The following is a 25,471-nucleotide window of genomic DNA, read 5'->3' on the forward strand; positions in this document are numbered from 1 at the left end:
AGATCGATACCGTGTAGTCGCCATGGGCTTTTGCCTAAGCGATGAAAGCCATCCGGCGGTGGCCTCAAACACCCCATAAAAAAATCCGGCTGCATCGCTGCAGCCGGATTTTATTCATTGGCCTCCGAAAATCTTTCAGAAGAAGCCGCGGCGTTGCCACCAGCCGGCTTTTTTCGGCTTGCCGTCGCCGTCTGTTGCCTTGTCCGTGGCCTGGGTCGATTTGACCGCAGGCTCGGAGGAGGCGAGGTTGGACTGGCGGTTGGCGCGGGCAGGCTTCTCGACTTCTGTCGCCGGGGATGCTGCAGGCTCGGCGATGGAAGCTGCGGCAACCGGAGCTTCTGGCTCGACGACCACGGGCTGAGACACCACAGGTTCGGCGGCAACTGCAGGCTCGGCAACGGTTTCCGCTGCAGGTGCCTCGGCAACCTCGGCCTTTGGCTTGCGGCGGCTACGGCCCTTCGGCTTGACCTGTTCCTCGGTCGCAACTTCGGCCTCGATTGAGGCAGGCTGCTCAAAGGCGGGCGCCTCTGCCGTCACGCCCGTTGCTGCGCTCTCGTCGCCTTCGTCGGTAGACGTTGCTTCTTCGCCGTCCGTGCCTTCGCCGTCGGCGATCAGGTTGCCGTTCTCGTCGCGATTGCGGCGACCGCCACGCTTGCCACGACGGCGACGCTTGCGTTTGCCCTGCTCGTCGCTCGACAGTGCCGAAACTTCGCCTTCGCCCTCGACTGCGGCCTTGTCGTCGTCGCTGTCGTCCTCGTCGTCACCATCGGCGTCGTCGCTGTCGTCGCCAACAATGTCATTGCCGTCGGCATCCTGCATGACCTGGCCGTCGGCCCCGCCATTCTTGCCCCGACGTCTACGGCGACGCTTGCGCTTGCGGTTCGGGTCGCCCTCGGAGCGTGCCACGGCCTGTTCGACAGGAGCGGCCTTTTCCTCGATCTCTTCTTCTTCGTCCTCGTCGATCTCGACGGGTACGTCGTCGTCCTCGTCTTCCTCGATGGCAGCGAAGTTGAACAGGGTTTCGATCTTTACCGGGTTCTCGACGGCTTCGCCGCGATCGATGGCAAAGTGCTGGGCACCGACGCTCGGGTCGCTGTCGATGATGATCGACACACCAAAGCGGTTTTCATAATCGATGATCGTCGCCCGCTTGTGGTTGAGCAGGTAGAGCGCCGTCTCCGGCGTGCAGCGCACGGTGATGTCGTGCGTCGTGTTCTTCAGCAGATATTCTTCGATGCCGCGGAGCACATGCAGGGCAACCGACGACTGCGAGCGCACCAGTCCGGTGCCGCCGCAATGCGAGCAGACCTGCGTGGTCGATTCCAGCACGGAAGCGCGGATACGCTGGCGCGACATCTCGAGAAGGCCGAAATGCGAGATGCGACCGACCTGGATGCGGGCGCGGTCGTCCTTCAGGCATTCCTTCAGCTTCTTCTCGACAGCGCGGTTGTTGCGCTTTTCTTCCATGTCGATGAAGTCGATGACGATCAGGCCGGCAAGGTCGCGAAGGCGCAGCTGGCGGGCGACTTCCTCGGCCGCTTCCAGGTTTGTCTGGAGCGCCGTCTCTTCAATCGAGTGCTCGCGGGTAGAGCGGCCCGAGTTGACGTCGATCGCTACCAGCGCTTCTGTCTGGTTGAGGATCAGGTAGCCGCCGGACTTCAGCGTCACCTGTGGCTGCAGCATGCGGTCAAGCTGCGCCTCGATGCCGGAGCGCGAGAAGATCGGATGGATGTCGCGGTAAGGCTGGACCACCTTGGCGTGGCTCGGCATCAGCATCTTCATGAAGTCTTTGGCTTCACGATAGCCTTCTTCGCCGGCGACGATGACTTCCGAAATGTCCTTGTTGTAGAGATCGCGGATCGAGCGCTTGATCAACGAGCCTTCTTCATAGACCAGCGTCGGCGCCGTGGAGGCGAGGGTGAGCGTGCGAACGTTCTCCCAAAGGCGCATCAGGTATTCGAAGTCGCGCTTGACTTCGACCTTGGTACGGTTGGCGCCAGCCGTGCGCAGGATGACACCCATGCCCAAAGGCACTTCGAGCATCCGGGCGATTTCCTTCAGGCGCTTGCGGTCCTGCGGGTTGGTGATCTTGCGCGAAATGCCGCCACCGCGTGCAGTGTTTGGCATCAGCACCGAGTAACGGCCGGCGAGCGACAGATAGGTGGTGAGTGCTGCACCCTTGTTGCCGCGTTCTTCCTTGGCCACCTGAACCAGCAGGATCTGACGGCGCTTGATGACTTCCTGGATGCGGTACTGCTTGCGCGGACGGCGCGCGGCACGCTCGGGAACCTCTTCCATGGCGTCTTCGGCGCCAACCGATTCGATGATCTCTTCTTCGTGGTCGTCGTCGTCATCGTCGTCGTTGTTGCGACGGCCGGACGGACGGACGTCTTCCGAAACCTCGTCGGTTTCGACCATGGCAGCCATCGAGCCGGACGAACCTTCGTCGCTGCCGTCGGATGACGGCGCTTCGACGTCGGATGGCGTCGCATCTTCGGCGACAACCTTCTTGGCGCGGCTGCGGCGTGGCTTGGCGACCTTCTTTACAGGTGTTTCGGCTTCAGCTTCTGCAACTGGCGCTTCAGCGCTTGCTGGCTCGGCATCGGCAACCGGCTCGGCGGAAACCTCGACAGGTGCCGGCTCGGCAGCAGCGGCGCCGGCTTCTGCAGCGACGTGTTCCTGTGCAACCACGGCATCTTCGGCAACGGGAGCGACAGGCTCCGGCGCTGCGACGATGCCGACATCCGGCTGCTCCTGCTCGGCCAGATCGAAGGCGGTCTCGACGTGTTCGACGTCGTTGTCGCGGCGATGCTCTTCAGCCTCGGCGCGCAGCAGCGCCTGGCGGTCGGCAAGCGGGATCTGGTAATAATCGGGGTGGATTTCGGCAAAGGCCAGGAAGCCGTGCCGGTTGCCGCCGTAATCGACGAATGCAGCCTGCAGGGACGGCTCGACGCGGGTGACTTTGGCCAGGTAGATGTTGCCGCGAATTTGCTTCTTGTGCTCTGACTCGAAGTCGAATTCTTCTATGCGGTTCCCGCGAACCACGACAACGCGCGTCTCTTCCTCGTGAGACGCGTCGATAAGCATTTTGTCTGCCATGAAAGCTGTGCTCCTCGGCGCAGCCCCTGGGGATATGACCGGACTGTCGTTAAGACAGGCTGGATGCACTCCGCCACTGCGGCGCCGGATAATGATAGTCGCGATGGGTCTCTGCGATTGCGCAACAGCCAGACAACAGCCGGGAGAACCCGGGGCCTGTACACTTTAGAAAAAAGCTGCTGCGACAACATCCGTAACCAAGCGAGATCGACAATGCCCTAGACCCAGTTGGGTCCGATGAATTTGCCCTTCTTGAAGGGCGTTTGGTGGCTTTTCCACCGATGAAATTCCTGCACGAAGCCGGAAATTCGGGATCCAGTATCAGGATGGAAGCACTCAGACGGCGGACGATGGCCGGTTGTGGCGCCATAGATTTGGGCGGCTGCCTTTGCGGCGACTCTATCCCGTCAACACTTCTACCCTATTGTTCGTTGTATGATCTAACCGTCACAATAGCAAGGACAAAGCCAAGTGTGCCATAATAATGATGGATTCCTCGGATGAACCCATAGCTGGCGATCATTGTGCGATTCGGAGCCCGGTTTGACGCTGAACGTGGGCTGCAATCAGCCGTTTTCGGCGTCTTCTCCCGCGGGGTTCATAGTGCTGCCGGATGGGCGTGTCGATCGATTTAAGGAACTGAAGCATGGCGGGGTGTATCTGGTGAGCGCAAGGCAAGGCGGCAGAATTCTGGTGGCGGTCGGCGTAATGCTTCTTACAACGATGACGACTGCTCACGCTGCTCCGGCCACTGTGCCATCAGCTGCATCGCCGGTCACCGCTGCCTCCGCCGATCCGATCCTTGCCTATGGTGCCCGCATTGCTGGCGACGACGCCCGCACACGCGTTGTCATCGAACTCGACCGCGAGCCGTCCGTCGCCGTGCATTACCTCGCCGATCCGCCACGTGTCGTTGTGGATCTGCCTGCCACCGCCTTCGGTTTTCCGGCAAAGGATCTCGATGCCCGCGGGCTTTTCAAGGATATCCGATACGGGACGATGGACAAGGACAGTGCCCGCATCGTTCTGACTGCCATCAAACCGGTCAAGCTGGTGGTCGCGCGGGTGCAGTCGAACGAAACCGGCAGGGGATACCGTCTGGTGCTCGACGCCGAGATGGTGCCGCCGGAACAATACGCCGATCTCGTGCGCAAGCAGACTTGGACCGACGAGGATACCGCCGCCGATGTCGGCCCCGTGGTCCCCGTCGAGAACGTCAAGCCGAACGACTTCCTGATTGCGGTCGATGCCGGCCACGGTGGCATCGATGCCGGCGCCATGGCGAGCGACGGCCTGACACCCGAAAAGCAGATCACGCTCGCCTTCGCCAAGGCGCTGACGGAAAAGTTGAACGCCCAGCCCGGTATCAAGGCCTTCCTCACCCGTGACAGCGATTCCTATCTCTCGCTGTCGCAGCGCGTGACGATCGCCCGCCAGAACCACGCCGCCCTGTTCATATCGCTGCATGCCGACACGTTGAAGCAAAAGGATATCCGCGGTTCGACCGTCTACACCATATCAGACAAGGCGTCGGATCGGCTGGCCGCAGATGTCGCGGACCGTGAAAATTCTTCCGACAAGCTGGCTGGCAGCGAGGTCAAGGCGCCGCCGCCGGGTGTGGCCGACATCCTGACTGACCTCACCCGACGCGAGACGCAGGCCTTTTCCGTATCGCTGGCGCAGGATGTCCTGAATTCCTTCAAGGGCCAGATCGCGATGATCAACAATCCCCACCGGTATGCAGGCTTCCAGGTGCTGACGGCGCCCGACGTACCCTCCATCCTGGTCGAACTCGGCTTCCTGTCCAACAAGGAAGACGAAAAGCTGCTGCTCGACGAAGAGTGGAGGGGCAAGCTGGTGGACCGGCTGACCGAGGCAGTTCGGCAATACAGGGCGGTGACGGTCGCAAACGGTGGTTGATTGGCATATAGTGGCTTGTCTGCCACAGGCCGGCCAGAAGGTCCGCCGCCGACTGGAGAATGAGGCGACAGAGCCCTATTTCGCTCACATTGCCGCCGTCGAACGGAACTATGGTGGAGGAGGCGGAGCAAAGGGCTTTTGTCGCCTCTGATCTCTTGCTAATAGGCTTCGCGCGTGCAAGACGCCCGGGTATGCGGATATTTTGCCCGTGCGCCGAATTTTTCTACACACACTGGTAGCGACGATATGGTCAGACTTATTGGATATTTCTTTGGCTTGGCCTGCATCGTCTTCGTCGGCGCTGCTGCGGCTGCCGCCGTTTATCTGGGCGTCGTCTCCAAGGATCTGCCGAATTACGAAGTGCTGGCCAACTACGCGCCGCCGGTGACCACCCGCATCCATGCCGGCAACGGCGCGCTGATGGCCGAATATGCCCGCGAACGCCGTCTCTTCCTGCCGATCCAGGCTATTCCCGATCGCGTCAAAGCCGCCTTCCTCTCCGCCGAAGACAAGAATTTCTACAACCACGCTGGCGTCGACATCACCGGTCTCGGCCGCGCCGTACTCGTCAACCTGCAGAATTTCGGTTCCGGTCGTCGTCCGGTGGGCGCCTCGACGATCACCCAGCAGGTGGCCAAGAACTTCCTGCTGTCGGCCGACCAGACCTTCGACCGCAAGCTGAAGGAAGCGATCCTGTCCTTCCGCATCGAGCAGGCCTACAGCAAGGACAAGATCCTCGAACTCTATCTCAACGAGATCTACTTCGGCCTCAACGCCTATGGCATCGCCTCTGCGTCGCTGACCTATTTCGACAAGCCGGTAACGGACCTGACGATTGCCGAGACTGCTTATATGGCGTCGCTGCCGAAAGGTCCTGCGAACTACAATCCTTTCCGTCATGCCGACGCCGCCATCGCCCGCCGCAACTGGGTCATCGACCGCATGGTCGAGAATGGCTATGTCAGCCAGGCCGACGGCGAGGATGCCAAGAAGCAGCCGCTCGGCGTCGTGACCCGCAGATCCGGCGGCACGGTCGTTGCGGCCGACTTCTTCTCGGAAGAAGTGCGCAGGCAGATCATCGATAAGTACGGCGACAAGCAGCTCTACGAAGGTGGTCTTTCAGTCCGCACCTCGCTCGATCCGCAGTTGCAGATCGAGGCACGCAAGGCGCTGCAGGATGGTCTGGTCGGTTATGACGAGCGTCGTGGTTATCACGGTCCGCTGAAGCAGATCTCCACAGCGACAGACTGGGGCATCGAGCTCTCGAAAATCCCTGCCTTGTCCGATGTTCCCGAATGGAAGATTGCCGTCGTGTTGGCGGTCTCGAGCGATGGCGTCGATATCGGCCTGCAGCCGGATGTCGATCCATCCGGCAAGCTGTCAACAGAGCGCAAGCGCGCCTCGATTGCAGCCGCCGATATGCGCTGGGCCTATCGTTCCGCCGAAGCCAATGGCAAGACGGCGAAAACACCGGCCGGCGTCCTGTCACCCGGCGACGTCATCTATGTCGAGAAGCTCACTGACTCTGCCGGCTACCGCCTCCGCCAGCCGCCGAAGGTACAGGGCGGCCTCGTGGCGATGGACCCGCATACCGGTCGCGTTCTCGCCATGGTCGGCGGCTTCTCCTACGGCCAGTCGCAGTTCAACCGCGCCACCCAGGCCATGCGCCAGCCTGGCTCGTCCTTCAAGCCGTTCGTCTACGCTGCTGCAATGGATAACGGCTATACGCCGGCCTCGGTCGCGCTCGACGATCCAATTGAAATCCAGCTGTCGAACGGTACGGTCTGGCGCCCGGAAAACTACGAAGGCGAGGGCGGCGGCGCCCATACGCTCCGCTTCGGCATCGAGCACTCGCGCAATCTGATGACCGTGCGGCTGGCAAACGACATGGGCATGAACCTCGTTGCCGAATATGCCGAACGGTTCGGCATCTACGACAAGATGGCGCCTGTGCTTGCCATGTCGCTCGGCGCTGGCGAAACGACTGTGCTACGCATGGTCTCCGCCTATTCGGTCATCGCCAACGGCGGCAAGCAGATCAAGCCGACGCTGATCGACCGCATCCAGGATCGCTACGGCAAGACCATCTTCAAGCATGAGGAGCGCGTCTGCGACGGCTGCAATGCCACGGACTGGCAGAACCAGCAGGAGCCGACGGTTGTCGATAACCGCGAACAGGTTCTCGACCCGATGACCGCCTACCAGGTGACGTCGATGCTGCAGGGCGTCATCATCCGCGGCACCGCTGCCGGCAAGATCAAGCTCAACACCGAAGTTGCCGGGAAGACTGGGACCACCAATGACCAGAAGGATGCCTGGTTCGTCGGCTACACCCCGAACCTCGTGGCTGGTCTGTATGTCGGTTACGACACGCCGACCGATCTCGGTCGCGGCGTGCAGGGCGCCTCTCTGGCCGCCCCGATCTTCAACGACTTCATGCAGGCTGCCACCAAGGGCGAGCCACCGGAGAAGTTCGTTGTGCCGACCGGCATGACCATGGCATCCGTCGATCGCAAGACCGGCATGGCCGCCCAGCCCGGCGATCCCGATTCGATCGTCGAGGCATTCAAGCCCGGCACGGGCCCTGCGACCTCCTACACCGTCATCGGTGCCGGCAATGCCGGTGGCGAGGTGCAACTGGCGCCGGAAGAGATCCTGAAGACTTCACCGCAGGCCAACCAGGCCGTGACATCAGGCAGTGGCGGACTTTATTAAGCGGAAGTTGCTGGATTAAGCGGAAGTTGCTGGTGAGGCCGGCTCCGATATACCGCCACTACGACTTGGCGGCTGCCGGCGTCTCGAACAGACCGGTCGGAAAACCGTCCAGACTGACCTGGTTCTTTTCACGCCAGTAGTCCTCGATCCCATCGACACCCTTTGCGTTTGCCCACGCGTCCATCTGTGAGCGCTCTTCCCGGTACTCGAACAGGGGAACGCCGTAGCCGCAGGATGTCTGGACGATGTCGAAATCGAGCCACACCATCTGGCGTGCCCCAAGCGGTGCTGTGTTTTCGTATTTTTCCCGCAGCAGTTCGGCAAATTCGCCGCTATCGCGGTGAATGACGCGTCCCTTGCCATAGAGCCTGAGGATGAGTGGCGGTCCCTCGACGGAACAGAACATCATCGTCAGCCGGTCGTTTATCCTCAGATGGGCGGCAGTCTCGTTGCCGCTACCGCTACGATCGAGATACATCGCAGAATTGTTGCCGAGAATGCGGAACAGGTCTGTGCTGCGGGGCGACATGTTGACGTGGCCCGTCGGGGCCGCCGTCGCGGTGAAGAACATGTGCTGCGCGGCTATGAAGCGATGGTGGTGGGGTTCTAGCGTTTCGAAAAATTTGGCCATGCCGAACTTTAGAGTTCTAATTCCAGCATGCCAAGCCGATGTGTTGCGAAGAATTTATGACCATTGGCGGATTCAAGTCCGAGATCTTGATCCAGTTTACGAAATCGCTTTGATCTCGAGTTCGCCATCGCCAATGACGACGATGTCGCCGACAGCCTTGCCGAGCAGAAGGCGCGCGACGGGTGAGACGAAGGATATCGATCCGGCCTTTGGGTCCGCCTCGTCCTCGCCCACGATTCGGTACGTCTGCACCCTGCCATCGTCGCGGCTGAAAGTGACGGTATTGCCAAAGCCGACGGTATCGGCGTTTTCGGGGGCAGGGATCACCTGTGCGGTCCGAAGCCTGGCCGCGAGATATCGGGTATCGCGAAGCGGGTTGGCCGTCTGCCGACGCCTCTCGTTGACCTCGTCGATCTTGCTTGCCACCTCATAGGCGGCGCGCGCCTGCTGCATCTGCAGTTCGAGCGCCCTAAGGCCCGCTTCAGTCACAAGGTTCGGGTGTGTGGAAATCGGACGATCCGGCAACAGGGTCTCGGACGCCGTTTCGAAACTCTCTTCCTTTGTGAAGGCAACGGCCAATCTCTAACTCCATTTCAGACTTTGCGAGCACAAAACTATGTGCGGAAGACAACGACCTCCACGATACGCTGTTCCACGCAAAGGCGCCAATCTTCGTGTATCGCGGCGTCAGGCGGTGGCGGGTTCCGCGTCGATTGCCGGTTTCAGGCCGATGGCGATGGCCTCGTCGACGGCGAGCGCCGCCATGGCAAGGGCAGCCTCCCGCGTCCTCGCTGCGGCGATAAAGCGGCCATTATGGCAGAAGCTGGCGCCTTCGACACCGGACGCCGCCTCCAGTTCGCCATTCGTGAGTCCCGCCCATGCGGCGGGTAGGTCGGCTCTCAGTTCGAAGCCTTCTGAAGCGCGGCGAATGCCGGTCACGCACCAGTCCTTGTCGCGCGGGTGAACCACGAACAGCAGCTGGTCGGCCCCGGCCTTGACGATAGCCGGGCGGAAGGGCATGCCCATGGGCAGTTCGAGGATACGTCCATCCCCGGCATCGACGATAGCCTTGTGGACCAATGCCTCCGCACGTAATTTCGCGGCACTGCGGGCGATCCGCGCATCGACGAAGCTGCGGGCGATTGCCAGAGCAGCGTGAAAACAACGGTCGTCGGCCTCCGGGTCCGTCTCGTCGAACACCGGCTTCAGCGTTTCCAGCAGCGCCGGCAGCGTCAGCCCGGCCAGGGGTCCCGTCGGGCTGAGAGCGCCATTGTCCATGAGGTCGATCGGCAGGACGAAGCTGCCGTCGAAGGAAGCATGGATGAGGTCGATGTCCGCGTCTGCAATAGCCGACGCGGCGAGATAGTCGCGGCCGTAGTGCTTCCAGATCAGACCGAACGAGCTGTAGGGCTGGCCGTCGTCGCGCAGGGGCGCGCCGCGCTGGTGGTGATCGAAGATCTGCTGGTCAGCGTCATAGCTGCCGCCGACATCGTAAATGATCCGATCCGGATTCGGCTTGATCCACTCCGGTGACCGGCTGCGGACGATTCGCGCGGTGGGGTACAATTTGGTGAGGATGACGCTCGACAGAAGCTCGTCGGCATGAAAGCCACCGGAATGGGTGACGAGAAAATCTGGATTCATGCCGTATGTGCCCCGTGTCTGGCGGAATGCCAGCCTGTTCAACGCACCAGATAACCAATGCCGCCGGCGATCTCAACCCCGTGACATCGCGAATAGGGCGCAACGTCACTTGGCGGGAACGGCATCGCCTCCAATTCCGGGGAGTGGATTCGACTTGACGACATCAACATATCCGTTATTCTGGATATATGGAAAATGACAATGCGATTCTGGCTTTTGCAGCCCTGGCCCAATCGACGCGGCTCGCGACATTCCGCCTGCTCGTAGGCCACGAGCCACACGGAGTGCCGGCCGGCGAATTGGCGCGGATGCTGGATATCCCGCAGAACACCATGTCGGCGCATCTGGCGACATTGTCTCGCGCAGGCCTGGTCAGGAGCGAGCGCCGCAGCCGATCGATCATTTACCGCGCCGATCTGGAAGGCTTCGAACGCCTGACCCTTTTCATGATCAAAGACTGCTGCGGCGGAGATCCCGCCCTTTGCGCGCCCCTGGTGTCCAGACTGATTCCGCGCTGTGGACAGGAAAACCCGACATGAGCGGCGCCAAAGTGAAGCTGAGCGATGTAACAGAGTTTTCCCGGCCGGCTGCAAAGCGATCCGTTCCTTCCGGGGAGATCGCCCGATGATGTCAAGTTTCGAGCGCTACCTCACTGTTTGGGTTTTCCTGTGCATCATCGTTGGCATCGCCCTCGGCCATCTGATGCCCAGCGTCTTCCATGCCGTCGGCGCGGCTGAGATTGCAAAGGTTAATATCCCCGTCGCCATCCTCATCTGGCTGATGATTATTCCCATGCTTCTCAAGATCGACTTCGGCTCGCTGTCCAAGGTCGGCGGGTACTGGCGTGGGATCGGGGTCACCCTGTTCATCAACTGGGCTGTGAAGCCGTTCTCGATGGCGCTGCTGGGATGGCTTTTCATCGGCTGGCTTTTCCGCCCGTTTTTGCCTGCGGCCCAGATCGATTCCTACATCGCAGGCCTCATCATACTGGCGGCCGCCCCATGCACTGCAATGGTCTTCGTCTGGTCCAATCTGACCAAGGGCGAACCTCACTTCACGCTGTCTCAGGTCGCTCTCAACGATGCCATCATGATTGTCGCCTTCGCGCCTATCGTCGGACTGCTCCTCGGATTATCGGCGATTACGGTACCGTGGGACACGCTGATGATATCGGTGGCGCTGTATATCCTTATCCCGGTGGCGATCGCCCAGATACTGCGCCGCAGTTTCCTTTCCGGCGGCCGGACGGCTGCCTTTGAAACCGTGATGGCGAAGCTCCAGCCGCTGTCGCTGGTAGCTCTTCTGGCGACGCTCGTGTTGCTTTTCGGCTTTCAGGGCGAGCAGATCATCGCCCAGCCTACGATCATAGCCCTGCTGGCGGTGCCGATCCTGATCCAGGTCTATTTCAATTCCGGCCTGGCTTATATCCTGAACCGCATCTCGGGAGAGCAGCATTGCGTTGCCGGCCCGTCTGCGCTGATCGGTGCCAGCAATTTCTTCGAACTTGCGGTGGCCGCTGCGATCAGCCTGTTCGGGTTCCAATCGGGCGCGGCGCTGGCCACCGTCGTCGGCGTACTGATCGAAGTGCCCGTCATGTTGTCCGTCGTCTGGATCGTCAACCATTCGAAGGCCTGGTACGAGCGCGGCCCTTCGGTCTCCCGCAACACCTCCACAGAGGAGCCATGACCATGGATGTCACCATCTATCACAATCCTGCCTGCGGGACCTCCCGCAATACTCTGGCGCTGATCAGGAACGCGGGTATCGAACCAACGGTGATCGAGTACCTGCAGACGCCTCCCTCGCGGACTGAACTCGTTGGGCTGCTGACCGGCGCAGCCCTGTCGCCGCGCGACGCCCTGAGGCAGAAAGGCACGCCTTACGATGAGGTCGGCCTCGGCAATCTGTCGCTGACGGACGAGCAGATCATCGACGCGATGTTGCAGCACCCGATGCTGATCAACCGTCCATTCGTCGTCACGCCGCTCGGAACGCGCCTTTGCCGCCCCTCGGAAGCGGTGCTGGATATCCTTCCCCATAGGCAGGTCGGCGCCTTTTCGAAGGAAGATGGTCAGCAGGTTATCGACGAAAAGGGCAATCGTCTTGTCTGAATTGCCCTCCGCAGATCTGCGCCACCTCCGGATGCCCGGGCTCGATGCGCTTCGGACAGACGTCTCGCATCACAAGCCCCGTATTCTGATTCTCTATGGCTCGCTTCGTGAAGTCTCTTACAGCCGGCTCCTCGCTGACGAGGCCCGTCGGCTGCTCGAGCACTTCGGTTGCGATGTCCGCATGTTCGATCCGCGCGGCCTGCCGCTTCCCGATGCGGAGCCGGCCGACCACCCGAAGGTCGCAGAACTCCGCGAACTTTCCGAATGGTCCGAGGGCCAGGTCTGGGTAAGCCCGGAGCGCCACGGCGCAATGACCGGCATCATGAAGGCGCAGATCGACTGGATCCCGCTGTCCATCGGGTCGGTTCGCCCGACGCAAGGCAAGACGCTCGCCGTCATGGAAGTCTCCGGCGGCAGCCAGTCGTTCAACGCCGTCAACCAGATGCGCATCCTCGGCAGGTGGATGCGGATGATCACTATCCCGAACCAGTCCTCCGTGCCGCAAGCGTTCCAGCAGTTCGACGCCGATGGCAGGATGAAGCCGTCTCCGCTTTACGATCGCGTGGTCGATGTCTGCGAGGAGCTGGTCAAATTCACGTTGCTGACACGCGATGCGTCTTCTTACCTGACGGATCGCTACAGCGAGAGGCGCGAGGATGCCGGTCGACTGGAGGCGCGGACGACGCTGAATTCGATATGAAGCGCTTCGAGGTACCGGTGCCTGCCATTCTAGGCCTGGGGATCACCCAGATTGTCGGCTACGGCACGCTCTACTATTCCTTCGGCATTCTGGCGCCTGACATGGCACGGGATCTCGGCGTCTCGGTGGAATGGATGTTCGGTGCCCTGTCGGCAGCGCTGCTGATCGGTGGGTTCGTCGCACCCTGGCTCGGACGGTGGATAGACCGCTTCGGAGCAGGAAAGATCATGGCGATCGGTTCGCTGGTCGCAGCACTGGCGCTCGCCGCCTGCGCACTGGCTCCCAACCGTTTTGCCTTCGCGTTGGTACTTGTGTTCATCGAGGCGGCCGCTAATTTCGTCCAGTACGGAGCGGCTTTCGCACTGCTGGTGCAGATCAACCCCAAAGTCGCCCAGCGGAGCATTACCACCCTGACGCTGATCGCCGGCCTTGCCTCTACGATCTTCTGGCCGATCACGACGGCCCTGCATGCCCATCTGCCGTGGCGCGAGGTCTACGTCGTCTTTTCGCTACTCAATCTGGCCATCTGCCTGCCGATCCACGCATGGCTTGCACTGTCTACTGCCAGGGTGCGCCGAAACGGCGCCTTTACCGCGCCAGCCCCTGTCGAAGGTGCGCTCGCCGAGGGGCAGAGACGCGTCGGTTTCGCACTGATGGTAGTTGGCTTTGCATTTCTGTCGCTGGTGAGCTCGGCCATTCTTGTGCATATGGTGCCGCTCATGGCGTCGCTGGGGCTCGGAACCATGGCCGCGCTCGTCGGCACCGTGTTTGGTCCGGCGCAGGTCGCCAGCCGTGTGATCAACATGGCCTTCGGTCGCAACCTTCATCCTTTGCGACTTGCGGCTTTGTCCGGGCTACTCGTCTCTGTCGCCATCGTGGTGCTCGATGCGACTGCGCCTTCGACATCAGGCGCAATCTCATTTGCGGTGCTGTTTGGTTTCGGCAATGGCATTTTCAGCATCGCGGCTGGGACGCTGCCGCTGTACCTGTTCGGCAGCGAAGGTTATGGCAGGCTGCAGGGAAAACTTATGTCCGCACGGCTGATTGTCGGAGCGACGGCGCCGTTCGCCTTTGCCGTATCGCTGGCATCTGCAGGGGCGGCGATCTCGCTCGGTGTTGTCGCAGCCTTTGGTGCCATTGCCACCTTCAGCTTTCTCCGGATCGGCTGGATTGCCGCAACGCCACATCGCGTTTCCGGAAAAATCGGGTGATGGTGCGCGAGCAGGTCGAACCATGAGATGGCCAAAGAGCGCTCCGGATGCAGATACCTTTCGACGGGGAAAGCAAAGTCGGCTAGAGTTCGCGAAGCACGAACTGCGTGGCGGACGCAAACTTCACGGACTATTGCGATGACGATGACTGGTATTCTTCTGATCGTGGTGATGCTGGTCGCCGCTGTGCTTGTGTGGCTGAAGCGCGGCAAGGGCGCAAAGCGTTCCGCCATGTTCGAAAACTCGGGCCTTTCCTATTTCAAGGTGTTGCTGCGGCAGCGCGGCGTCGACGTATCGCGGATCCCGGATGCAGCGCTCGCCGACATCATTCGCGCCAAGATCGCTGCGGCCAAGACCCAGGCGACTGTCGCCGGCATGACCGACGCAACAAGGTCCCGCAAGAACTGGCGGATCAATCTGGTCAAGTCTCTGGAAGCGGAAGCCACCCTGATGGTCTCGCTGATGGCTTCTGGCGCCGAGGTCGATCCCACATCCGATGCTGCCATCGCGCTGACGCGGCACGGCGTGTTCAAGCCGAGAAAGCCAGCCGGTCTCACCGGCATGACACCCGAGCAGTTCCTCGACGCCACGAGGCGCGGCACGCTGTACTCGGAACTGGGCGAGCGTCGCGCCAAGCGCGAGACCTCCTAAGGCTCTGATATCGTCACGCGCCCGGTAATACGTCTGCCGCTGCTCCGGCATCACTCCTAGAACTGAAAGTTACTTACGCCCATGACGGCTGCCTTTTTTGCGGACTATGCGAAGGACCTGAAAGTCCTGCTCGACGAGATCGACACCGCCCCCAACAACTTCCGCTCGTTCGACCTGCATATCGATCTCGCTCACAGGGGCATGCTGTTCGTCTACGAGACGCGCCGCAAAATGGGGCAGACCGACAGCATCTATTACGCCCGGATGGCGAAGACAGGTGCCAGCAAACAGATCTCGCAGACGACCGCCTACGATGCAGTCAGCGGCTTCTTTCGCCACGGACAGTTCCTCGCCTTGACCGGAGATTTTGCCGGTGCCGATGGCGCCGAGGGCACGACTGTCGAGGGTGATCACCCCACCTGCGCCATCGCTTTCACCTATCGCCGCACCGGTATGGAAAAAGCCATGTCGATGCGTCTGATCTTCCTCGGTTTTTCCACCGACGACGAGGCTCTGGCGTATGCGACGACGGTATCGGATACACCGACGCTCGTCGTCTCTCGCCCGTTCCGATCCGCACGCGTCTGGGAATGGAAGTAGGCACGGTCGCCGTCGTCCGAAGCGCTGCCGATCGTTTTCACCAAGGCACGGTCTGCCCGTCGAAATAGAAGCCGGCATTGGGGCCATTCGCATCCTGGCTTGCCAGCCAGACGATCCCGGCCGCTGCCTGCTCCACAGTGCGATAGCCGGAGTGCTCGTTGAAATCCGTTGCCGTATAGCCTGGGTCGACGACGTTGACATGGATGCCGATTGCCACGAGTTCCTTGGCGAATGCCACGGTGACAGCGTTGAGCGCCGACTTCGAGCTGTTGTAGCCCATCGGATTGACGGCATAAAAGGGATGGGCCGGATCGGAAACCCAGCCGATCGAGCCCAGACCGCTGCTGACCATGACGATGTTGGCCTCTCCCGCCGCTGTCAGCAAGGGTATGAAGGCCTGCGTTACGCGGATGGCACCAAACACATTGGTCTCGTAGACGTCGCGGATCACGGCAAGGGGCTGCCGGCTCGGAGCCACCGGCGTGCCGCCCGAGATACCGGCGTTGTTGATCAGCACGTCGAGCTTGTGATCGGCTGCAGAGACCGTGGCGACCGCGGCAGCGACACTCTCGTCCCTGGTAACGTCGATGGAGAGCAGCCTGACGTCATGGCCCTCCGCCTGCAATTGCCGGACCGCCACCCCACCGCGCTCAACGTCCCTGCTGCCGAGCCAGATCCGGTAGCCGAGACGGCCGAGTTGGCGTGCCGTCTCTAAGCCGATGCTCTTGTTGGCGCCGGTGATGAGAACTGTTTTTCCACTCATGGTTCGTTTCTCCTATAACCGAGGCCCGGCCTATCGCCTGGTTCGGCATTTCTAAATACTGCGGTGTCCCGAAGCAGCTTCGGCCACCGCAACGGCATCGAACTGCGGCTCGAAAGCCTTTAGCGAGGTTATAGTTTCGTTCGGTGGTGTTTGATAATCCAACCTAATCCGGATAAGCTGATCGCTATGGCGAACAATAGCGAACAACTATTCCTGGACGATCTCTCCATCTTTCTCGCGGTCTGCGAGACTGGCGGTTTCCGGTCTGCGGCAAAGCGGCTGGCAATGTCGCCGTCGAGCGTCAGTGAAAAGATCGCCCAGCTCGAAGCTCGACTGGGCGTGCCGCTTTTGATCCGCACCACCCGAAGCGTCATGCCGACAGAGGCCGGGCGCGGGCTCGCGCGGCGGATTGCGCCGCTTCTGAGCGAGACACGTGCCGCACTTAACGATGCAGCCAGTACGCACGCGGAAGTGAGAGGTCTGCTCAGGCTGAATGTCACCGGTGCAGTCATGGTCGATATCCTGCCGCCGCTGATCGACAGGTTTCTCGATTTGCATCCGCGCGTCCGTGTCGAGATGGTGGTGGAGGACAGGCTCGTTGACGCGACGGCAGCAGGCTGCGATGCCGGCATCCGCTACGGCGAGCATCTGGCGCAGGATATGATCGCGGTGCCGATTGGCCCGCGCATCCAACGGCTGGCAGCAGCAGCCTCGCCTGACTATCTCAAGGCACGCGGCATGCCCCTGCATCCCCGTGATCTGCTCGAGCACGAGTGCATCCGCCTCAGGTTTTCCAGCGGATCGCTTGTCGACTTGGAGTTCCAGAAGGGCGAGGAAACCGTCACCGTTGATCCGCCAGGCCGGTTGATCGTCGGGGTCGAGGCCGCCGCAACCGCCATCGAATGGGCCTGCCGGGGCCGTGGCGTTATTGCGACATTCGAGAATTTCATCGATCCCTATCTCAGGTCCGGCGCTCTGGTGCCGGTGCTGCCTGAATGGTGGATGCCGTTCGAGGGGCCATGGCTCTATTTTTCTAGCCGTTTCATGCCCGCTCCCTTGCGCGCCTTCGTCGATCTAATCGCTGCGGAACGGGCATCGCCCAGTGTTGGAGGGTTGGTGCCTCCTAGAGCCGGAAACGCGTAAGTCCTGATGGCACAAGCATAACCTCTCTATCGCAGGCACAATCCATGTTGCGGAGATCGCCTCTATCGGTTCTAGTGCAACACTTAATCCTTTCACGCGTCACGAGGTTGTCGTCATGAACTCTCCCTTCCAGCTTGCCGCCTGCGCCGAAATGCTTTGGCGCGACCGGCCGATCGAGTGGCGGGCGAGCCGGCTGAAGGAACTGGGATTTGGCGTCGGTCTCTGGAACTGGCCGGAGCACGATCTTGCAAAGCTGGAGGCGACGGGCGCCACCTTCACTATCATGAATGGTTACCTGGAGGGTCGCCTGACCGACGACGAAGGTGCTGCCCAGCTGCTGAAGACGGCGCGAGAAACGGCCACGGTCGGCAAGCGGCTGGGCGTGCAGCGTCTCAATCTGCATGGAACGGGGCTGGGCGAGGGCGGCCTGCCTATCCGCCCTGTCGAGGTCGTGACCGGCGCCATGTGGCTGAAGGCCCGCGACACGCTCTGCCGTGTCGTCGAACTGGCTGAGGAGGAAGACGTCACCTTCAGCCTGGAAAACCTCAACCTGCTGGTCGATCACCCCGGGGTGCCCTTTGGTCGGGCAGAGGATACGTTGGCGCTTGTGGCCAGCATCGACCATCCGCGCCTTACGCTCAATCTCGACCTATATCATGCCCAGATCGGTGAAGGTAATCTGATAGAACTTTGCCGCAAGTGCCTGCCTTGGATCGGTGAAATTCAAGTTGCCGATGTTCCCGGACGGTTGGAACCTGGAACTGGCGAGGTCAACTGGAAGGGCGTGGCACGGGCGCTGAAGGCGATGGGTTATACGGGGCCGGTCGCGATGGAAGCCTATGCATCCGGCGATCCCGAGGAAGCACTCGTGGCGTTTCGCGAGGCCTTCACGGTCTGAACCGGCGGTCCTGCAGGGCACTGTTCCAAGGCGCCTTGCCACCCTTGTGCGGTAACCACCGACTGCGGGCTTTACATCCGCGGCATGCCTAACTATGTCACGGGCAACATCAATCGAACCGAGAAGCGAGACCATGCGCGCCGAAATCGAGAATATTGTCGACGAAATCAAGCAGGCCATAAGCCTGCTGAGGAGGCATCTTTGACTGGGATCAGGCCGTAAGGCGACTGGACTGGTTGAACAACAAGGCAGAGGATCCGAACCTCTGGAACGATGCATCCGAGGCACAAAAGCTGATGCGCGAGCGTCAGAATCTCGAAGACAGCATCAATGGCGTGCGGCTGCTTGAACGGCAGGTCGATGACAACATCGAGATGATTGCACTCGGCGATGAAGAGGGCGATGCCGATATCGTCAAGGAAGCCGAGGAAGGCCTAAAAGTTCTGCGCACCGAAGCGGCTCGCCGCCAGGTCGAGGCGATGCTGTCCGGCGAGGCTGACAGCAACGACACCTTCCTCGAAGTCCATTCGGGCGCCGGAGGTACCGAAAGCCAGGACTGGGCCAACATGCTCCTGCGCATGTACACCCGCTGGGCCGAACGTCAGCGCTTCAAGGTCGAATTGCTGGAAGTCCATGACGGCGAAGAAGCCGGCATCAAGTCGGCGACGCTGCTGATCAAGGGCCACAATGCCTATGGCTGGCTGAAGACCGAGTCGGGCGTCCATCGCCTGGTGCGCATTTCGCCCTACGACAGCAACGCCCGTCGGCACACGTCGTTTTCGTCGATCTGGGTCTATCCCGTCGTCGACGATTCGATCCAGATCGACATCAACGAAGGCGATTGCCGCATCGACACCTATCGCTCGTCCGGTGCCGGCGGCCAGCACGTCAACACGACGGATTCGGCCGTGCGCATCACGCACATTCCGTCGGGCATCGTGGTGCAGTGCCAGCAGGAGCGCTCGCAGCACAAGAACCGGGCGACAGCCTGGGAGATGTTGCGTGCCCGCATGTACGAAGCGGAACTGAAGAAGCGCGAAGATGCGGCCAACGCGGAAGCCGCTTCGAAATCGGATATCGGCTGGGGTCACCAGATCCGTTCCTACGTGCTGCAGCCCTACCAGCAGGTGAAAGACCTGCGCACCGGCGTTGTCAGTACCGCGCCGGATGACGTGCTCGACGGCGAGATCAGTCCGTTCATGGAGGCAGCTCTGGCGCACCGCATCAGCGGAGCCGCAGATGCTGCCGTAGACGACATCGACTGATCGCAGCGACCGCTTCTACCAAACAAAGACCCCCTCGCGGCTGCCTGCCTCGAGGGGGTCTTCTTTTATGGCCAGCGCTTACTCCGGCGCCTTCTCGACGACGATTTCCCCGAGTTCGTCGAGCATGACATTCCAGACATCGGCGTCGGCATCTGCATCGGCCTTGATGTAGAGCGTGGCAAACAGGCCGGGTTCGCGGATGATGCCACCGGAGTTTTCAGGCCTGATATCGGTAACGATGGCCTTCAGCGCGGTGATTTCCGGCAGTTCCGTGGTGGAAACGATCTGCGGGCCGTCGTCGGTCGCCGCGACCTGCTGGAGGTAGACCTTGGATGTGCGGTCGGCCTGGCGGACGGCATAGAGCTTGTAAAACCCGTGGCGCGATGGTGGCGTCATTGCAGTGGACGCATCGGTGCTTGGCAAAGTCGATGTGGGTCCCGGCTGCGCCCTTCCGGCATCCTGCCAAAAGCCTGTCGTCGTCGAGGCAATGATGCTGACCGGCAGCACGCCGTCGTCGGCCCGCGCCTCCGGGGTCGAAACGACGCTTGCCAGCAGTGCGGCTAGGATTGGGGCGTGGAGAGCGTTTCTCAAGAGCTAGCTGCCATCAGGTGTTGTCAGAGGAAGGGGCCGGTCAATCGGAAAATTGCTCGGCGAGGATACGGTCGGACCACGAGCGATCAGGATCGGAAAGGATGCGGGCGGTGGTGTCCTGGGTCTGGGCGATGCGGACGCTCAACACCGATTTCACCTCCGTGTTGTCGGCCACCGCATTGACGGGGCGCTTGACCGGCTCGAGCACGGTAATGTCCACCGTCACCTTGTTGGGCAGCAGCGCCCCGCGCCAGCGACGCGGACGGAAGGCGCTGACCGGAGTGATGGCGAGCAAAGGCGCTTCCAGCGGCAGGATTGGGCCGTGGGCGGAGAGGTTGTACGCGGTAGAGCCGGCCGGTGTGGTGACCATCAGGCCATCGCAGATCAGTTCTTCCAGCCGCACATGGCCGTCGATCTCGACGCGCAGCTTGGCCGCCTGATAGGACTGGCGGAACAGCGAGACCTCGTTGATGGCGAGCGCCACCGATTCGCTGCCGTCGGCATTGACGGTACGCATCTCCAGCGGATGGAACGCATTTTCAACCGCTGCATCGATGCGTTCGTCGAGGTTCTCGACACGGTAGTCGTTCATCAGAAAGCCGACCGAGCCGCGGTTCATTCCGTAGACGCGCTTGCCGGAGTTCATCGTGTTGTGCAGCATCTGCAGCATGAAGCCATCGCCGCCGAGCGCCACCATGACATCGGCGTCCTCCTGGGGCGCCTGGCCATAGATGGCGATCAGTTCTTCGCGCGCCGCCAGCGCCTCGGGTGAGGGCGAGGCCAGAAAGCAGAGGGACTGAAATGAGCGCGGCATGCAATATCCTTCGACAATCTCCGTCTACGTAAAGGATAACACCCCTCTGCGACAAGCCGTATTCGCCCACCGGCGATATCGCGGCACAGCGGGACAGCCAGCGCGATTTCTGATACAATCTGTCGGCGAAGCCGCTGGAGCAGGCTCGCCATGTCGGAGCCAAGCCGGTAGATACGGACGTGCAATTGTCCTTTAAGAGACCACAGTGCCGATGTTTTCCCTCAGGCAACCGACTTCGTTCGAGCAATCCATCAAGAAGAGCCGCTTCCTCGCCGTGGCCGTCGCTATTGCCGATGAAGACGAGGCGAGGGTACAGCTGTCTGCCCTTGCTGATGCCGGCGCAAACCACAATTGCTGGGCCTGGCGCACCGGCCAGACCTATCGTTTCAATGACGACGGTGAACCGGGCGGCACCGCTGGCAGGCCCATCCTGCAGGCGATAGACGGCCAGTCGTTCGACTGTGTGCTGGTCGTCGTCTCCCGCTGGTTCGGCGGCGTGCTGCTCGGAACAGGCGGGCTGATGCGCGCCTATGGCGGCACGGCCGCAGCCTGCCTCAGGGCGGCTGATCGGGTCGAGGTGGTGCCAATGGTGGCTGCGATCGCCGTAGTCGGGTTTTCCGATCTGGCTCTGGCAAAAGTGCGGCTGCTATCGATAGCCGGCCTCTCCGTAGTTGCCGAGATGTTTACCGAAGACGGCGCAGTGCTTTCCCTGAGCGTCCCGGAGTGTCAGGCAGATCGGGCCGCCGCCCTCCTCGCCGACAGTACGAACGGCCGCGTCCAGCTCGATTTCGGCACGGTGGGCAATGCGGACGCTCTAGCGGGGGCGGCGCCTTAGCCACGGATTGCTTGGCCCTCGGGAACCTATCTGCGGCAACCGCGCCAGAACGCGGCGAAACCCATGGCCGGCGGCTTCCGTTTGCCGTCCTTATTGACTATCAGTCTGCCATCAATTGTGAGGAGTTTCCCCGTGCCGACCACTGACGATCTGCGCATTCTCGAGATCACCCCCCTGAGCCCGCCATCGCGCGTCGTTGCGGACGTGCCATGTTCGCCAAATGCGGCCGAGACGGTCTCCGCTGCCCGCGCCGCCGTGCACCGTATCCTCACCGGCGAAGACGACCGGTTGGTGGTCGTCGTCGGCCCATGCTCGATCCACGATCCCGTTGCCGCGGTTGATTATGCTCGGCGTCTGGTGGCGGAGCGCAAGCGGCATCAGGGCGAACTCGAAATCGTCATGCGCGTCTATTTCGAAAAGCCTCGTACCACTGTCGGCTGGAAGGGGTTGATCAACGATCCCCGTCTCGACGGTAGCTTCAAGATCGAGGAAGGCCTGCGGCTTGCCCGCCAGCTGCTGGTGGATATCAACGACCTCGGCCTGCCTGCCGGCTGCGAGCTTCTCGATACCATCACGCCGCAATATATCGCCGACCTCGTCAGCTGGGGTGCGATCGGCGCGCGCACCACGGAGAGCCAGGTGCACCGCGAACTCGCCTCCGGCATGTCCTGCCCGATCGGCTTCAAGAACGGCACCACCGGCGACATCAGGATTGCGCTGGACGCTGTTACCGCCGCCTCGCAGCCGCACCATTTCCCGGCCGTCACCAAGGATGGCCGCGCCGCCATCGCCTCGACATCCGGCAACGAGGATTGCCACCTTATCCTGCGCGGCGGCAAGGCGCCGAATTTCGACGCCGAAAGCGTTGCCGCAGCCGCCGCCGAATCGCTGAAAGCCGGCCTGCCGCCGCGCATAATGATCGATGCCAGCCACGCCAACAGCGGCAAGAACCCCGACAACCAGCCGCACGTCATCGACGCTATCGCCAGCCAGGTTGCAGCCGACGACCGGCGGATCATCGGCACGATGCTGGAAAGCAATCTCATCGGCGGACGTCAGGAACTGGTGGCCGGGGGCAAGTTGACCTATGGCCAGAGCATCACCGACGGCTGCATAGACTGGGAAACGACAGTCTCGGTGCTGGACGTGCTGGCGAAATCAGTGCTGGCCAGGCGCGGCTAAGGCCGCATGCCCGAAAGGCTTCATCGAAAAAGGCGTTCAGAGCGAACGAGCGCCTCAGCTCGATGACTTCTTCCGGAAGGTTATGTCGTAGCTGCGCGTCGCCCCGGGATCGCTGCTGATCTTTTCAGCTTTGTCGGCAACGGCCTTTTCCTTCGCCGCGGCCTTTTCCATCATCTCGCCAAGGCCGGCCAGGGACTTCTTTTTCGGCGGTTCGTCGGTCATTGCCTGCCTCGCTGTTGCACCCGGTAATGCTGCCAGTTCGGCAGGCGGCAGGCAATGGAAAAAAACGCGAATGCCTGATATCCGGTCGCAGGGTATCAGTCAGGAAGCTTTACAGGCCGATCGACCGTGACATCGGAAGACACAGCGTCGATGTCGATTGAAACGGCACGTTCGAGCTCGGCGGCGCGCAGACGGGCGGCGCTCTGCAGAAGCTGCGCAAACGCGCCCGGAGGAACGCCATCGGCCTTCAGGACCTGGCCGATCAAAGGATCTGCCGCTGCTTCATGGATCGTCATATCTTCGCCCATAGTCGCGCTCCTGGTTAATATGACGTCAACCGTACCGTACATCGGTGTCGAGATTGAGTCCTGTATTCGGCTTTCGATTTGGTGAAAGCTCAGACGTCTTACTGATCATCAATCGCTTGGATGCGATAGTTTCACTCTACCGTAGCGCGCCATTCAAACCGCTAGGGATGAGACGGGGCTGATGAGTTACTATCATGCACTCCCCCGGAACCAAAGTTGGCCAGAAACTTTGATAGCCAACCTTACTGGCTGCTCTGCGCCGGTGCGGGTTGCGAAACCGCACCGCTGTTGCCGGCGCCGCCGTTGGGCGCGAGGTTGGTATGGGATACCTCGCGGGTCATGGCGAAAGCAGCCAGACCGACAACGAAGACCACCGCAACAGCCAGACCCCAGAACGACAGGCTTTTACCACGTCCGGACATTGCCTGCTCCCGGCCCTGATAAGCTGTTTCTGGCACGGCAGCGGCGTCGTTGTCGTTATCTACCGGCTTGGACATGGCGATTGTTCCCCACAAATATTTGTCTGACAACCCGTCAAGCGCGAGCTTGTTCCGCGCAACAGCGCCTTTGGCAAGGGATCCGTGATCGGTTGTGATACCCGCTGACTGTCAGGCGTTCAGGTCGAGCTGGACGGCAGCTTCCCCGGCTGCCGATTTTGTCTTCTGCTTGCGCCCCAAACGCGATTTTGCCGACTTCGAGGATGTATCGCCGCCAGCATCCTCCAGGTCAGGAATGAGCATGGCGTCGCTGCTTGGCATGAAAGCACTGCCTTCGACGTCACTGGCGGCATGGGCTGGCTTCAGCGCGCGCGCCTGTCGGTCTGTGGAAGGGGCGGCTGTCTGGGGGGCAAATCGAATCATAAACATGGTACTCCGCAATGTTCTCTTTATGTTCACATGTGGGAAAGCCCGAGTCAATGGATACCCTCCGAGATCGCGCCCCGATCGCGCCGAGATCGCGGGTTGTCCGCCCGCGTTGAGCGCGATAGGTATCCACCGACAAGCTCAGGAGGCCCGCATCGGCATGGACGACAACGTGGTGAAATTCAAACCGAAGCGCCCGAAAAAAGCGCCACGCAGACTGTCGCGTTGGCAGCGAAAGATCGTCATCATCGTCTTCATCTGCGCGGTCTTCGGCATCATCTATCTGAAGAACTGGATGACAGGGCAGGCGTGAGAGCGGTAAGCAAAGGGGCGTGCGCAGGTGTGAACTGATCGAGATGCGGGATAGTGACGAATTGGAGAAGGCAGAGACTGCTCGCTGGAACTACCGCAGGCAGGCTCTATGGGCAACGGTCGCGTGGTGCCTGCCATTTCTGCTGGTAGGTACATGGATTGGCCTGCGGAAACTTCCGCCCTCGACCGCCAACATGATCCCCCCGACCGAAGCACCGATTGACACCACGAGCTGCTGATACGGCGAGTTATTTTAATGAAGCCGACCTCCACGAGGAGGAGAACGGACGTGCATCAGATTTGGCACGGCCTTTGCGCAACGTTGTGCATCGATAGCGACTCGATCTATCTATCGGCTGGCAAATGGGTCTGGGGCATAAGAAATGGTTCGCGATATTATCGACCGTAAATCCGCTATCGTTTTTACTCTGGTGGGGATAACTCTCGCTCTATGCAATGCCGTTGGCGCTGCTCATGCCGAGGAAAAGTTTCCGTCCTACTGGCATAAGACAATGACGAACGACCCAGCGACAAATTTCTATCTGCATAAGTTTTCCGACACGCTGGGCAATCCGGCCGCAGACACACTTCGAAATGTCATGCTTTCGCTTGCGCTCAACCACTATTGCGACGGCAATCTTGCTTTAAATTCGACTTCGGCGGATGCCTATCTTAAAAAGTCCGGATACTTTGCCCTGAAGGGCAAGGCCTGGGATGACGCTTCTTTCCTGGCGGTGAATGCATTCAATGGCTTCGACTATCGTTCCGCAGCCCATCTTTGCGCCGGCATCAGCTATCTCTTCGGCGATCAAGGCGTTCTCATCAAGAACCTGCTCTCACCAGGAACTAGTGAGCCCAAGATGGCCTATGATCCGCTAAACCCATATCTGCGCGTGCCAGCCCTTCCAAAGCCTGCAGGGTAAGCACAGGTGGTCCGGCGTGTGCTTCGCAGAATGCTACTGGGTACGCGGCAAGCCAGTCCTTCTGCCTCCT

At 61.0% G+C, this 25,471-nt stretch carries 27 protein-coding genes; 16 read left to right on the forward strand and 11 right to left on the reverse strand.

Going from position 1 to position 25,471, the window contains the following annotated elements:
- Nucleotides 1-135: 135 nt before the first annotated feature.
- Nucleotides 136-3,099 (reverse strand): Rne/Rng family ribonuclease, encoded by a 2,964-nt coding sequence (locus PR017_RS05330; protein WP_111220633.1) that lies wholly within the window; start codon nt 3,097-3,099, stop codon nt 136-138.
- 708 nt (nt 3,100-3,807) lie between these two features.
- Here PR017_RS05330 and PR017_RS05335 point away from each other — a divergent pair.
- Together PR017_RS05335 and PR017_RS05340 are read left to right on the forward strand one after the other, a co-directional pair.
- A complete protein-coding gene (locus PR017_RS05335; RefSeq protein ID WP_206423175.1) occupies nt 3,808-5,019 on the forward strand; it encodes an N-acetylmuramoyl-L-alanine amidase in 1,212 nt (403 codons plus the stop codon).
- Nucleotides 5,020-5,265: 246 nt separating this feature from the next.
- Entirely contained in the window at nt 5,266-7,734 is a 2,469-nt protein-coding gene (locus PR017_RS05340) for a penicillin-binding protein 1A (protein WP_111220635.1), read from the forward strand.
- 58 nt (nt 7,735-7,792) lie between these two features.
- On the opposite strand, the gene PR017_RS05345 is transcribed toward PR017_RS05340, so the two are convergent.
- From PR017_RS05345 to PR017_RS05355, 3 genes are all read right to left on the reverse strand, one after another.
- Nucleotides 7,793-8,365: a pyridoxamine 5'-phosphate oxidase family protein gene (locus PR017_RS05345; RefSeq protein ID WP_111220636.1), complete on the reverse strand. Its 573-nt coding sequence runs from the start codon at nt 8,363-8,365 to the stop codon at nt 7,793-7,795.
- Nucleotides 8,366-8,461: 96 nt separating this feature from the next.
- Nucleotides 8,462-8,944 carry a transcription elongation factor GreA gene (gene greA / locus PR017_RS05350; RefSeq protein WP_111220637.1) on the reverse strand — a complete coding sequence of 161 codons (483 nt, stop codon included), beginning with the start codon at nt 8,942-8,944 and terminating at the stop codon, nt 8,462-8,464.
- Nucleotides 8,945-9,052: 108 nt separating this feature from the next.
- Entirely contained in the window at nt 9,053-10,009 is a 957-nt protein-coding gene (locus PR017_RS05355) for an MYG1 family protein (protein WP_111220812.1), read from the reverse strand.
- A 188-nt stretch (nt 10,010-10,197) separates the two neighbouring features.
- On the opposite strand from PR017_RS05355, the gene PR017_RS05360 reads away from it, so the two are divergent.
- The 7 genes from PR017_RS05360 (at nt 10,198) to PR017_RS05390 (ending at nt 15,282) form a co-directional block, all read left to right on the forward strand.
- Complete coding sequence (locus PR017_RS05360; protein WP_111220638.1) at nt 10,198-10,548, forward strand: ArsR/SmtB family transcription factor; 351 nt, start codon at nt 10,198-10,200, stop codon at nt 10,546-10,548.
- 88 nt (nt 10,549-10,636) lie between these two features.
- On the forward strand, nt 10,637-11,695 hold the full coding sequence (arsB, locus tag PR017_RS05365) for an ACR3 family arsenite efflux transporter (protein WP_111220813.1): 1,059 nt from the start codon (nt 10,637-10,639) through the stop codon (nt 11,693-11,695).
- Nucleotides 11,692-12,120: an arsenate reductase (glutaredoxin) gene (gene arsC, locus PR017_RS05370; RefSeq protein WP_206423176.1), complete on the forward strand. Its 429-nt coding sequence runs from the start codon at nt 11,692-11,694 to the stop codon at nt 12,118-12,120. Before arsB ends, arsC begins: the two co-directional genes overlap by 4 nt.
- On the forward strand, nt 12,077-12,820 hold the full coding sequence (gene arsH, locus PR017_RS05375) for an arsenical resistance protein ArsH (protein ID WP_161959332.1): 744 nt from the start codon (nt 12,077-12,079) through the stop codon (nt 12,818-12,820). Before arsC ends, arsH begins: the two co-directional genes overlap by 44 nt.
- Nucleotides 12,817-14,031 (forward strand): arsenite efflux MFS transporter ArsK, encoded by a 1,215-nt coding sequence (arsK, locus tag PR017_RS05380; protein ID WP_111220641.1) that lies wholly within the window; start codon nt 12,817-12,819, stop codon nt 14,029-14,031. Before arsH ends, arsK begins: the two co-directional genes overlap by 4 nt.
- Nucleotides 14,032-14,175: 144 nt before the next feature.
- Nucleotides 14,176-14,682 carry a hypothetical protein gene (locus PR017_RS05385; protein ID WP_133255596.1) on the forward strand — a complete coding sequence of 169 codons (507 nt, stop codon included), beginning with the start codon at nt 14,176-14,178 and terminating at the stop codon, nt 14,680-14,682.
- Nucleotides 14,683-14,763: 81 nt separating this feature from the next.
- Nucleotides 14,764-15,282, forward strand: a complete 519-nt coding sequence (locus PR017_RS05390; protein ID WP_111220643.1) for a hypothetical protein — start codon at nt 14,764-14,766, stop codon at nt 15,280-15,282.
- Between the two features lie 37 nt (nt 15,283-15,319).
- On the opposite strand, the gene PR017_RS05395 is transcribed toward PR017_RS05390, so the two are convergent.
- Complete coding sequence (locus PR017_RS05395; protein ID WP_111220644.1) at nt 15,320-16,045, reverse strand: SDR family NAD(P)-dependent oxidoreductase; 726 nt, start codon at nt 16,043-16,045, stop codon at nt 15,320-15,322.
- 186 nt (nt 16,046-16,231) lie between these two features.
- Between PR017_RS05395 and PR017_RS05400 the strand changes: the two genes are divergently transcribed.
- The 3 genes from PR017_RS05400 (at nt 16,232) to prfB (ending at nt 19,351) form a co-directional block, all read left to right on the forward strand.
- Nucleotides 16,232-17,188, forward strand: a complete 957-nt coding sequence (locus tag PR017_RS05400) for a LysR family transcriptional regulator (RefSeq protein WP_111220645.1) — start codon at nt 16,232-16,234, stop codon at nt 17,186-17,188.
- A gap of 115 nt (nt 17,189-17,303) precedes the next feature.
- Nucleotides 17,304-18,086 carry a TIM barrel protein gene (locus PR017_RS05405; RefSeq protein WP_111220646.1) on the forward strand — a complete coding sequence of 261 codons (783 nt, stop codon included), beginning with the start codon at nt 17,304-17,306 and terminating at the stop codon, nt 18,084-18,086.
- A gap of 133 nt (nt 18,087-18,219) precedes the next feature.
- Nucleotides 18,220-19,351, forward strand: a protein-coding gene (gene prfB / locus PR017_RS05410) for a peptide chain release factor 2 (protein WP_111220647.1) whose coding sequence is annotated in 2 segments (ribosomal slippage) — nt 18,220-18,288 and nt 18,290-19,351 — 1,131 coding nt in all. Because the reading frame shifts where the segments join, the coding sequence is not laid out codon by codon here.
- A 78-nt stretch (nt 19,352-19,429) separates the two neighbouring features.
- Here the strand turns inward: prfB and PR017_RS05415 are convergent.
- Together PR017_RS05415 and PR017_RS05420 are read right to left on the reverse strand one after the other, a co-directional pair.
- Nucleotides 19,430-19,942, reverse strand: a complete 513-nt coding sequence (locus PR017_RS05415; RefSeq protein ID WP_240539002.1) for a hypothetical protein — start codon at nt 19,940-19,942, stop codon at nt 19,430-19,432.
- A 40-nt stretch (nt 19,943-19,982) separates the two neighbouring features.
- On the reverse strand, nt 19,983-20,756 hold the full coding sequence (locus PR017_RS05420) for an NAD kinase (RefSeq protein ID WP_111220648.1): 774 nt from the start codon (nt 20,754-20,756) through the stop codon (nt 19,983-19,985).
- Between the two features lie 211 nt (nt 20,757-20,967).
- On the opposite strand from PR017_RS05420, the gene PR017_RS05425 reads away from it, so the two are divergent.
- The gene (locus tag PR017_RS05425) at nt 20,968-21,591 is read left to right on the forward strand and encodes an IMPACT family protein (RefSeq protein WP_111220649.1); all 624 of its coding nucleotides are present in this window, start codon (nt 20,968-20,970) and stop codon (nt 21,589-21,591) included.
- Nucleotides 21,592-21,723: 132 nt separating this feature from the next.
- Nucleotides 21,724-22,773, forward strand: a complete 1,050-nt coding sequence (locus PR017_RS05430) for a 3-deoxy-7-phosphoheptulonate synthase (RefSeq protein WP_240539003.1) — start codon at nt 21,724-21,726, stop codon at nt 22,771-22,773.
- 54 nt (nt 22,774-22,827) lie between these two features.
- Here the strand turns inward: PR017_RS05430 and PR017_RS05435 are convergent, their stop codons facing one another.
- The 4 genes from PR017_RS05435 to PR017_RS05450 all read right to left on the reverse strand — a co-directional run bounded on the left by PR017_RS05435 (nt 22,828) and on the right by PR017_RS05450 (nt 24,163).
- Nucleotides 22,828-22,995 (reverse strand): hypothetical protein, encoded by a 168-nt coding sequence (locus PR017_RS05435; protein WP_154677471.1) that lies wholly within the window; start codon nt 22,993-22,995, stop codon nt 22,828-22,830.
- A 95-nt stretch (nt 22,996-23,090) separates the two neighbouring features.
- Entirely contained in the window at nt 23,091-23,303 is a 213-nt protein-coding gene (locus PR017_RS05440; RefSeq protein WP_162604197.1) for a hypothetical protein, read from the reverse strand.
- Between the two features lie 242 nt (nt 23,304-23,545).
- Nucleotides 23,546-23,800, reverse strand: a complete 255-nt coding sequence (locus tag PR017_RS05445) for a hypothetical protein (protein WP_111220652.1) — start codon at nt 23,798-23,800, stop codon at nt 23,546-23,548.
- Between the two features lie 111 nt (nt 23,801-23,911).
- Complete coding sequence (locus PR017_RS05450) at nt 23,912-24,163, reverse strand: hypothetical protein (protein ID WP_133255597.1); 252 nt, start codon at nt 24,161-24,163, stop codon at nt 23,912-23,914.
- Between the two features lie 163 nt (nt 24,164-24,326).
- Between PR017_RS05450 and PR017_RS05455 the strand changes: the two genes are divergently transcribed.
- Together PR017_RS05455 and PR017_RS05460 are read left to right on the forward strand one after the other, a co-directional pair.
- Nucleotides 24,327-24,479, forward strand: a complete 153-nt coding sequence (locus PR017_RS05455) for a hypothetical protein (protein ID WP_154677472.1) — start codon at nt 24,327-24,329, stop codon at nt 24,477-24,479.
- A gap of 382 nt (nt 24,480-24,861) precedes the next feature.
- Nucleotides 24,862-25,401, forward strand: coding sequence for a hypothetical protein (locus tag PR017_RS05460; RefSeq protein WP_111220654.1), 540 nt, complete (start codon nt 24,862-24,864; stop codon nt 25,399-25,401).
- Nucleotides 25,402-25,471 lie beyond the last annotated feature (70 nt).

The sequence above is a fragment of the Rhizobium tumorigenes genome, assembly GCF_003240565.2.
GTDB classification, from domain to species: domain Bacteria; phylum Pseudomonadota; class Alphaproteobacteria; order Rhizobiales; family Rhizobiaceae; genus Rhizobium; species Rhizobium tumorigenes.

Coding starts and splice junctions, on each gene's coding strand:
- PR017_RS05445 (WP_111220652.1), bottom strand. CDS start 23,800: ATGTCCAAGCCGGTAGATAACGACAACGACGCCGCTGCCGTGCCAGAA.
- arsB (WP_111220813.1), top strand. CDS start 10,637: ATGTCAAGTTTCGAGCGCTACCTCACTGTTTGGGTTTTCCTGTGCATC.
- PR017_RS05330 (WP_111220633.1), bottom strand. CDS start 3,099: ATGGCAGACAAAATGCTTATCGACGCGTCTCACGAGGAAGAGACGCGC.
- PR017_RS05420 (WP_111220648.1), bottom strand. CDS start 20,756: ATGCCGCGCTCATTTCAGTCCCTCTGCTTTCTGGCCTCGCCCTCACCC.
- PR017_RS05355 (WP_111220812.1), bottom strand. CDS start 10,009: ATGAATCCAGATTTTCTCGTCACCCATTCCGGTGGCTTTCATGCCGAC.
- PR017_RS05390 (WP_111220643.1), top strand. CDS start 14,764: ATGACGGCTGCCTTTTTTGCGGACTATGCGAAGGACCTGAAAGTCCTG.
- PR017_RS05440 (WP_162604197.1), bottom strand. CDS start 23,303: ATGGGCGAAGATATGACGATCCATGAAGCAGCGGCAGATCCTTTGATC.
- PR017_RS05385 (WP_133255596.1), top strand. CDS start 14,176: ATGACTGGTATTCTTCTGATCGTGGTGATGCTGGTCGCCGCTGTGCTT.
- PR017_RS05455 (WP_154677472.1), top strand. CDS start 24,327: ATGGACGACAACGTGGTGAAATTCAAACCGAAGCGCCCGAAAAAAGCG.
- arsK (WP_111220641.1), top strand. CDS start 12,817: ATGAAGCGCTTCGAGGTACCGGTGCCTGCCATTCTAGGCCTGGGGATC.
- PR017_RS05340 (WP_111220635.1), top strand. CDS start 5,266: ATGGTCAGACTTATTGGATATTTCTTTGGCTTGGCCTGCATCGTCTTC.
- PR017_RS05450 (WP_133255597.1), bottom strand. CDS start 24,163: ATGATTCGATTTGCCCCCCAGACAGCCGCCCCTTCCACAGACCGACAG.
- PR017_RS05360 (WP_111220638.1), top strand. CDS start 10,198: ATGGAAAATGACAATGCGATTCTGGCTTTTGCAGCCCTGGCCCAATCG.
- PR017_RS05460 (WP_111220654.1), top strand. CDS start 24,862: ATGGTTCGCGATATTATCGACCGTAAATCCGCTATCGTTTTTACTCTG.
- PR017_RS05425 (WP_111220649.1), top strand. CDS start 20,968: ATGTTTTCCCTCAGGCAACCGACTTCGTTCGAGCAATCCATCAAGAAG.
- PR017_RS05405 (WP_111220646.1), top strand. CDS start 17,304: ATGAACTCTCCCTTCCAGCTTGCCGCCTGCGCCGAAATGCTTTGGCGC.
- arsH (WP_161959332.1), top strand. CDS start 12,077: ATGGTCAGCAGGTTATCGACGAAAAGGGCAATCGTCTTGTCTGAATTG.
- PR017_RS05335 (WP_206423175.1), top strand. CDS start 3,808: ATGCTTCTTACAACGATGACGACTGCTCACGCTGCTCCGGCCACTGTG.
- PR017_RS05400 (WP_111220645.1), top strand. CDS start 16,232: ATGGCGAACAATAGCGAACAACTATTCCTGGACGATCTCTCCATCTTT.
- arsC (WP_206423176.1), top strand. CDS start 11,692: ATGACCATGGATGTCACCATCTATCACAATCCTGCCTGCGGGACCTCC.
- PR017_RS05395 (WP_111220644.1), bottom strand. CDS start 16,045: ATGAGTGGAAAAACAGTTCTCATCACCGGCGCCAACAAGAGCATCGGC.
- PR017_RS05345 (WP_111220636.1), bottom strand. CDS start 8,365: ATGGCCAAATTTTTCGAAACGCTAGAACCCCACCACCATCGCTTCATA.
- PR017_RS05435 (WP_154677471.1), bottom strand. CDS start 22,995: ATGACCGACGAACCGCCGAAAAAGAAGTCCCTGGCCGGCCTTGGCGAG.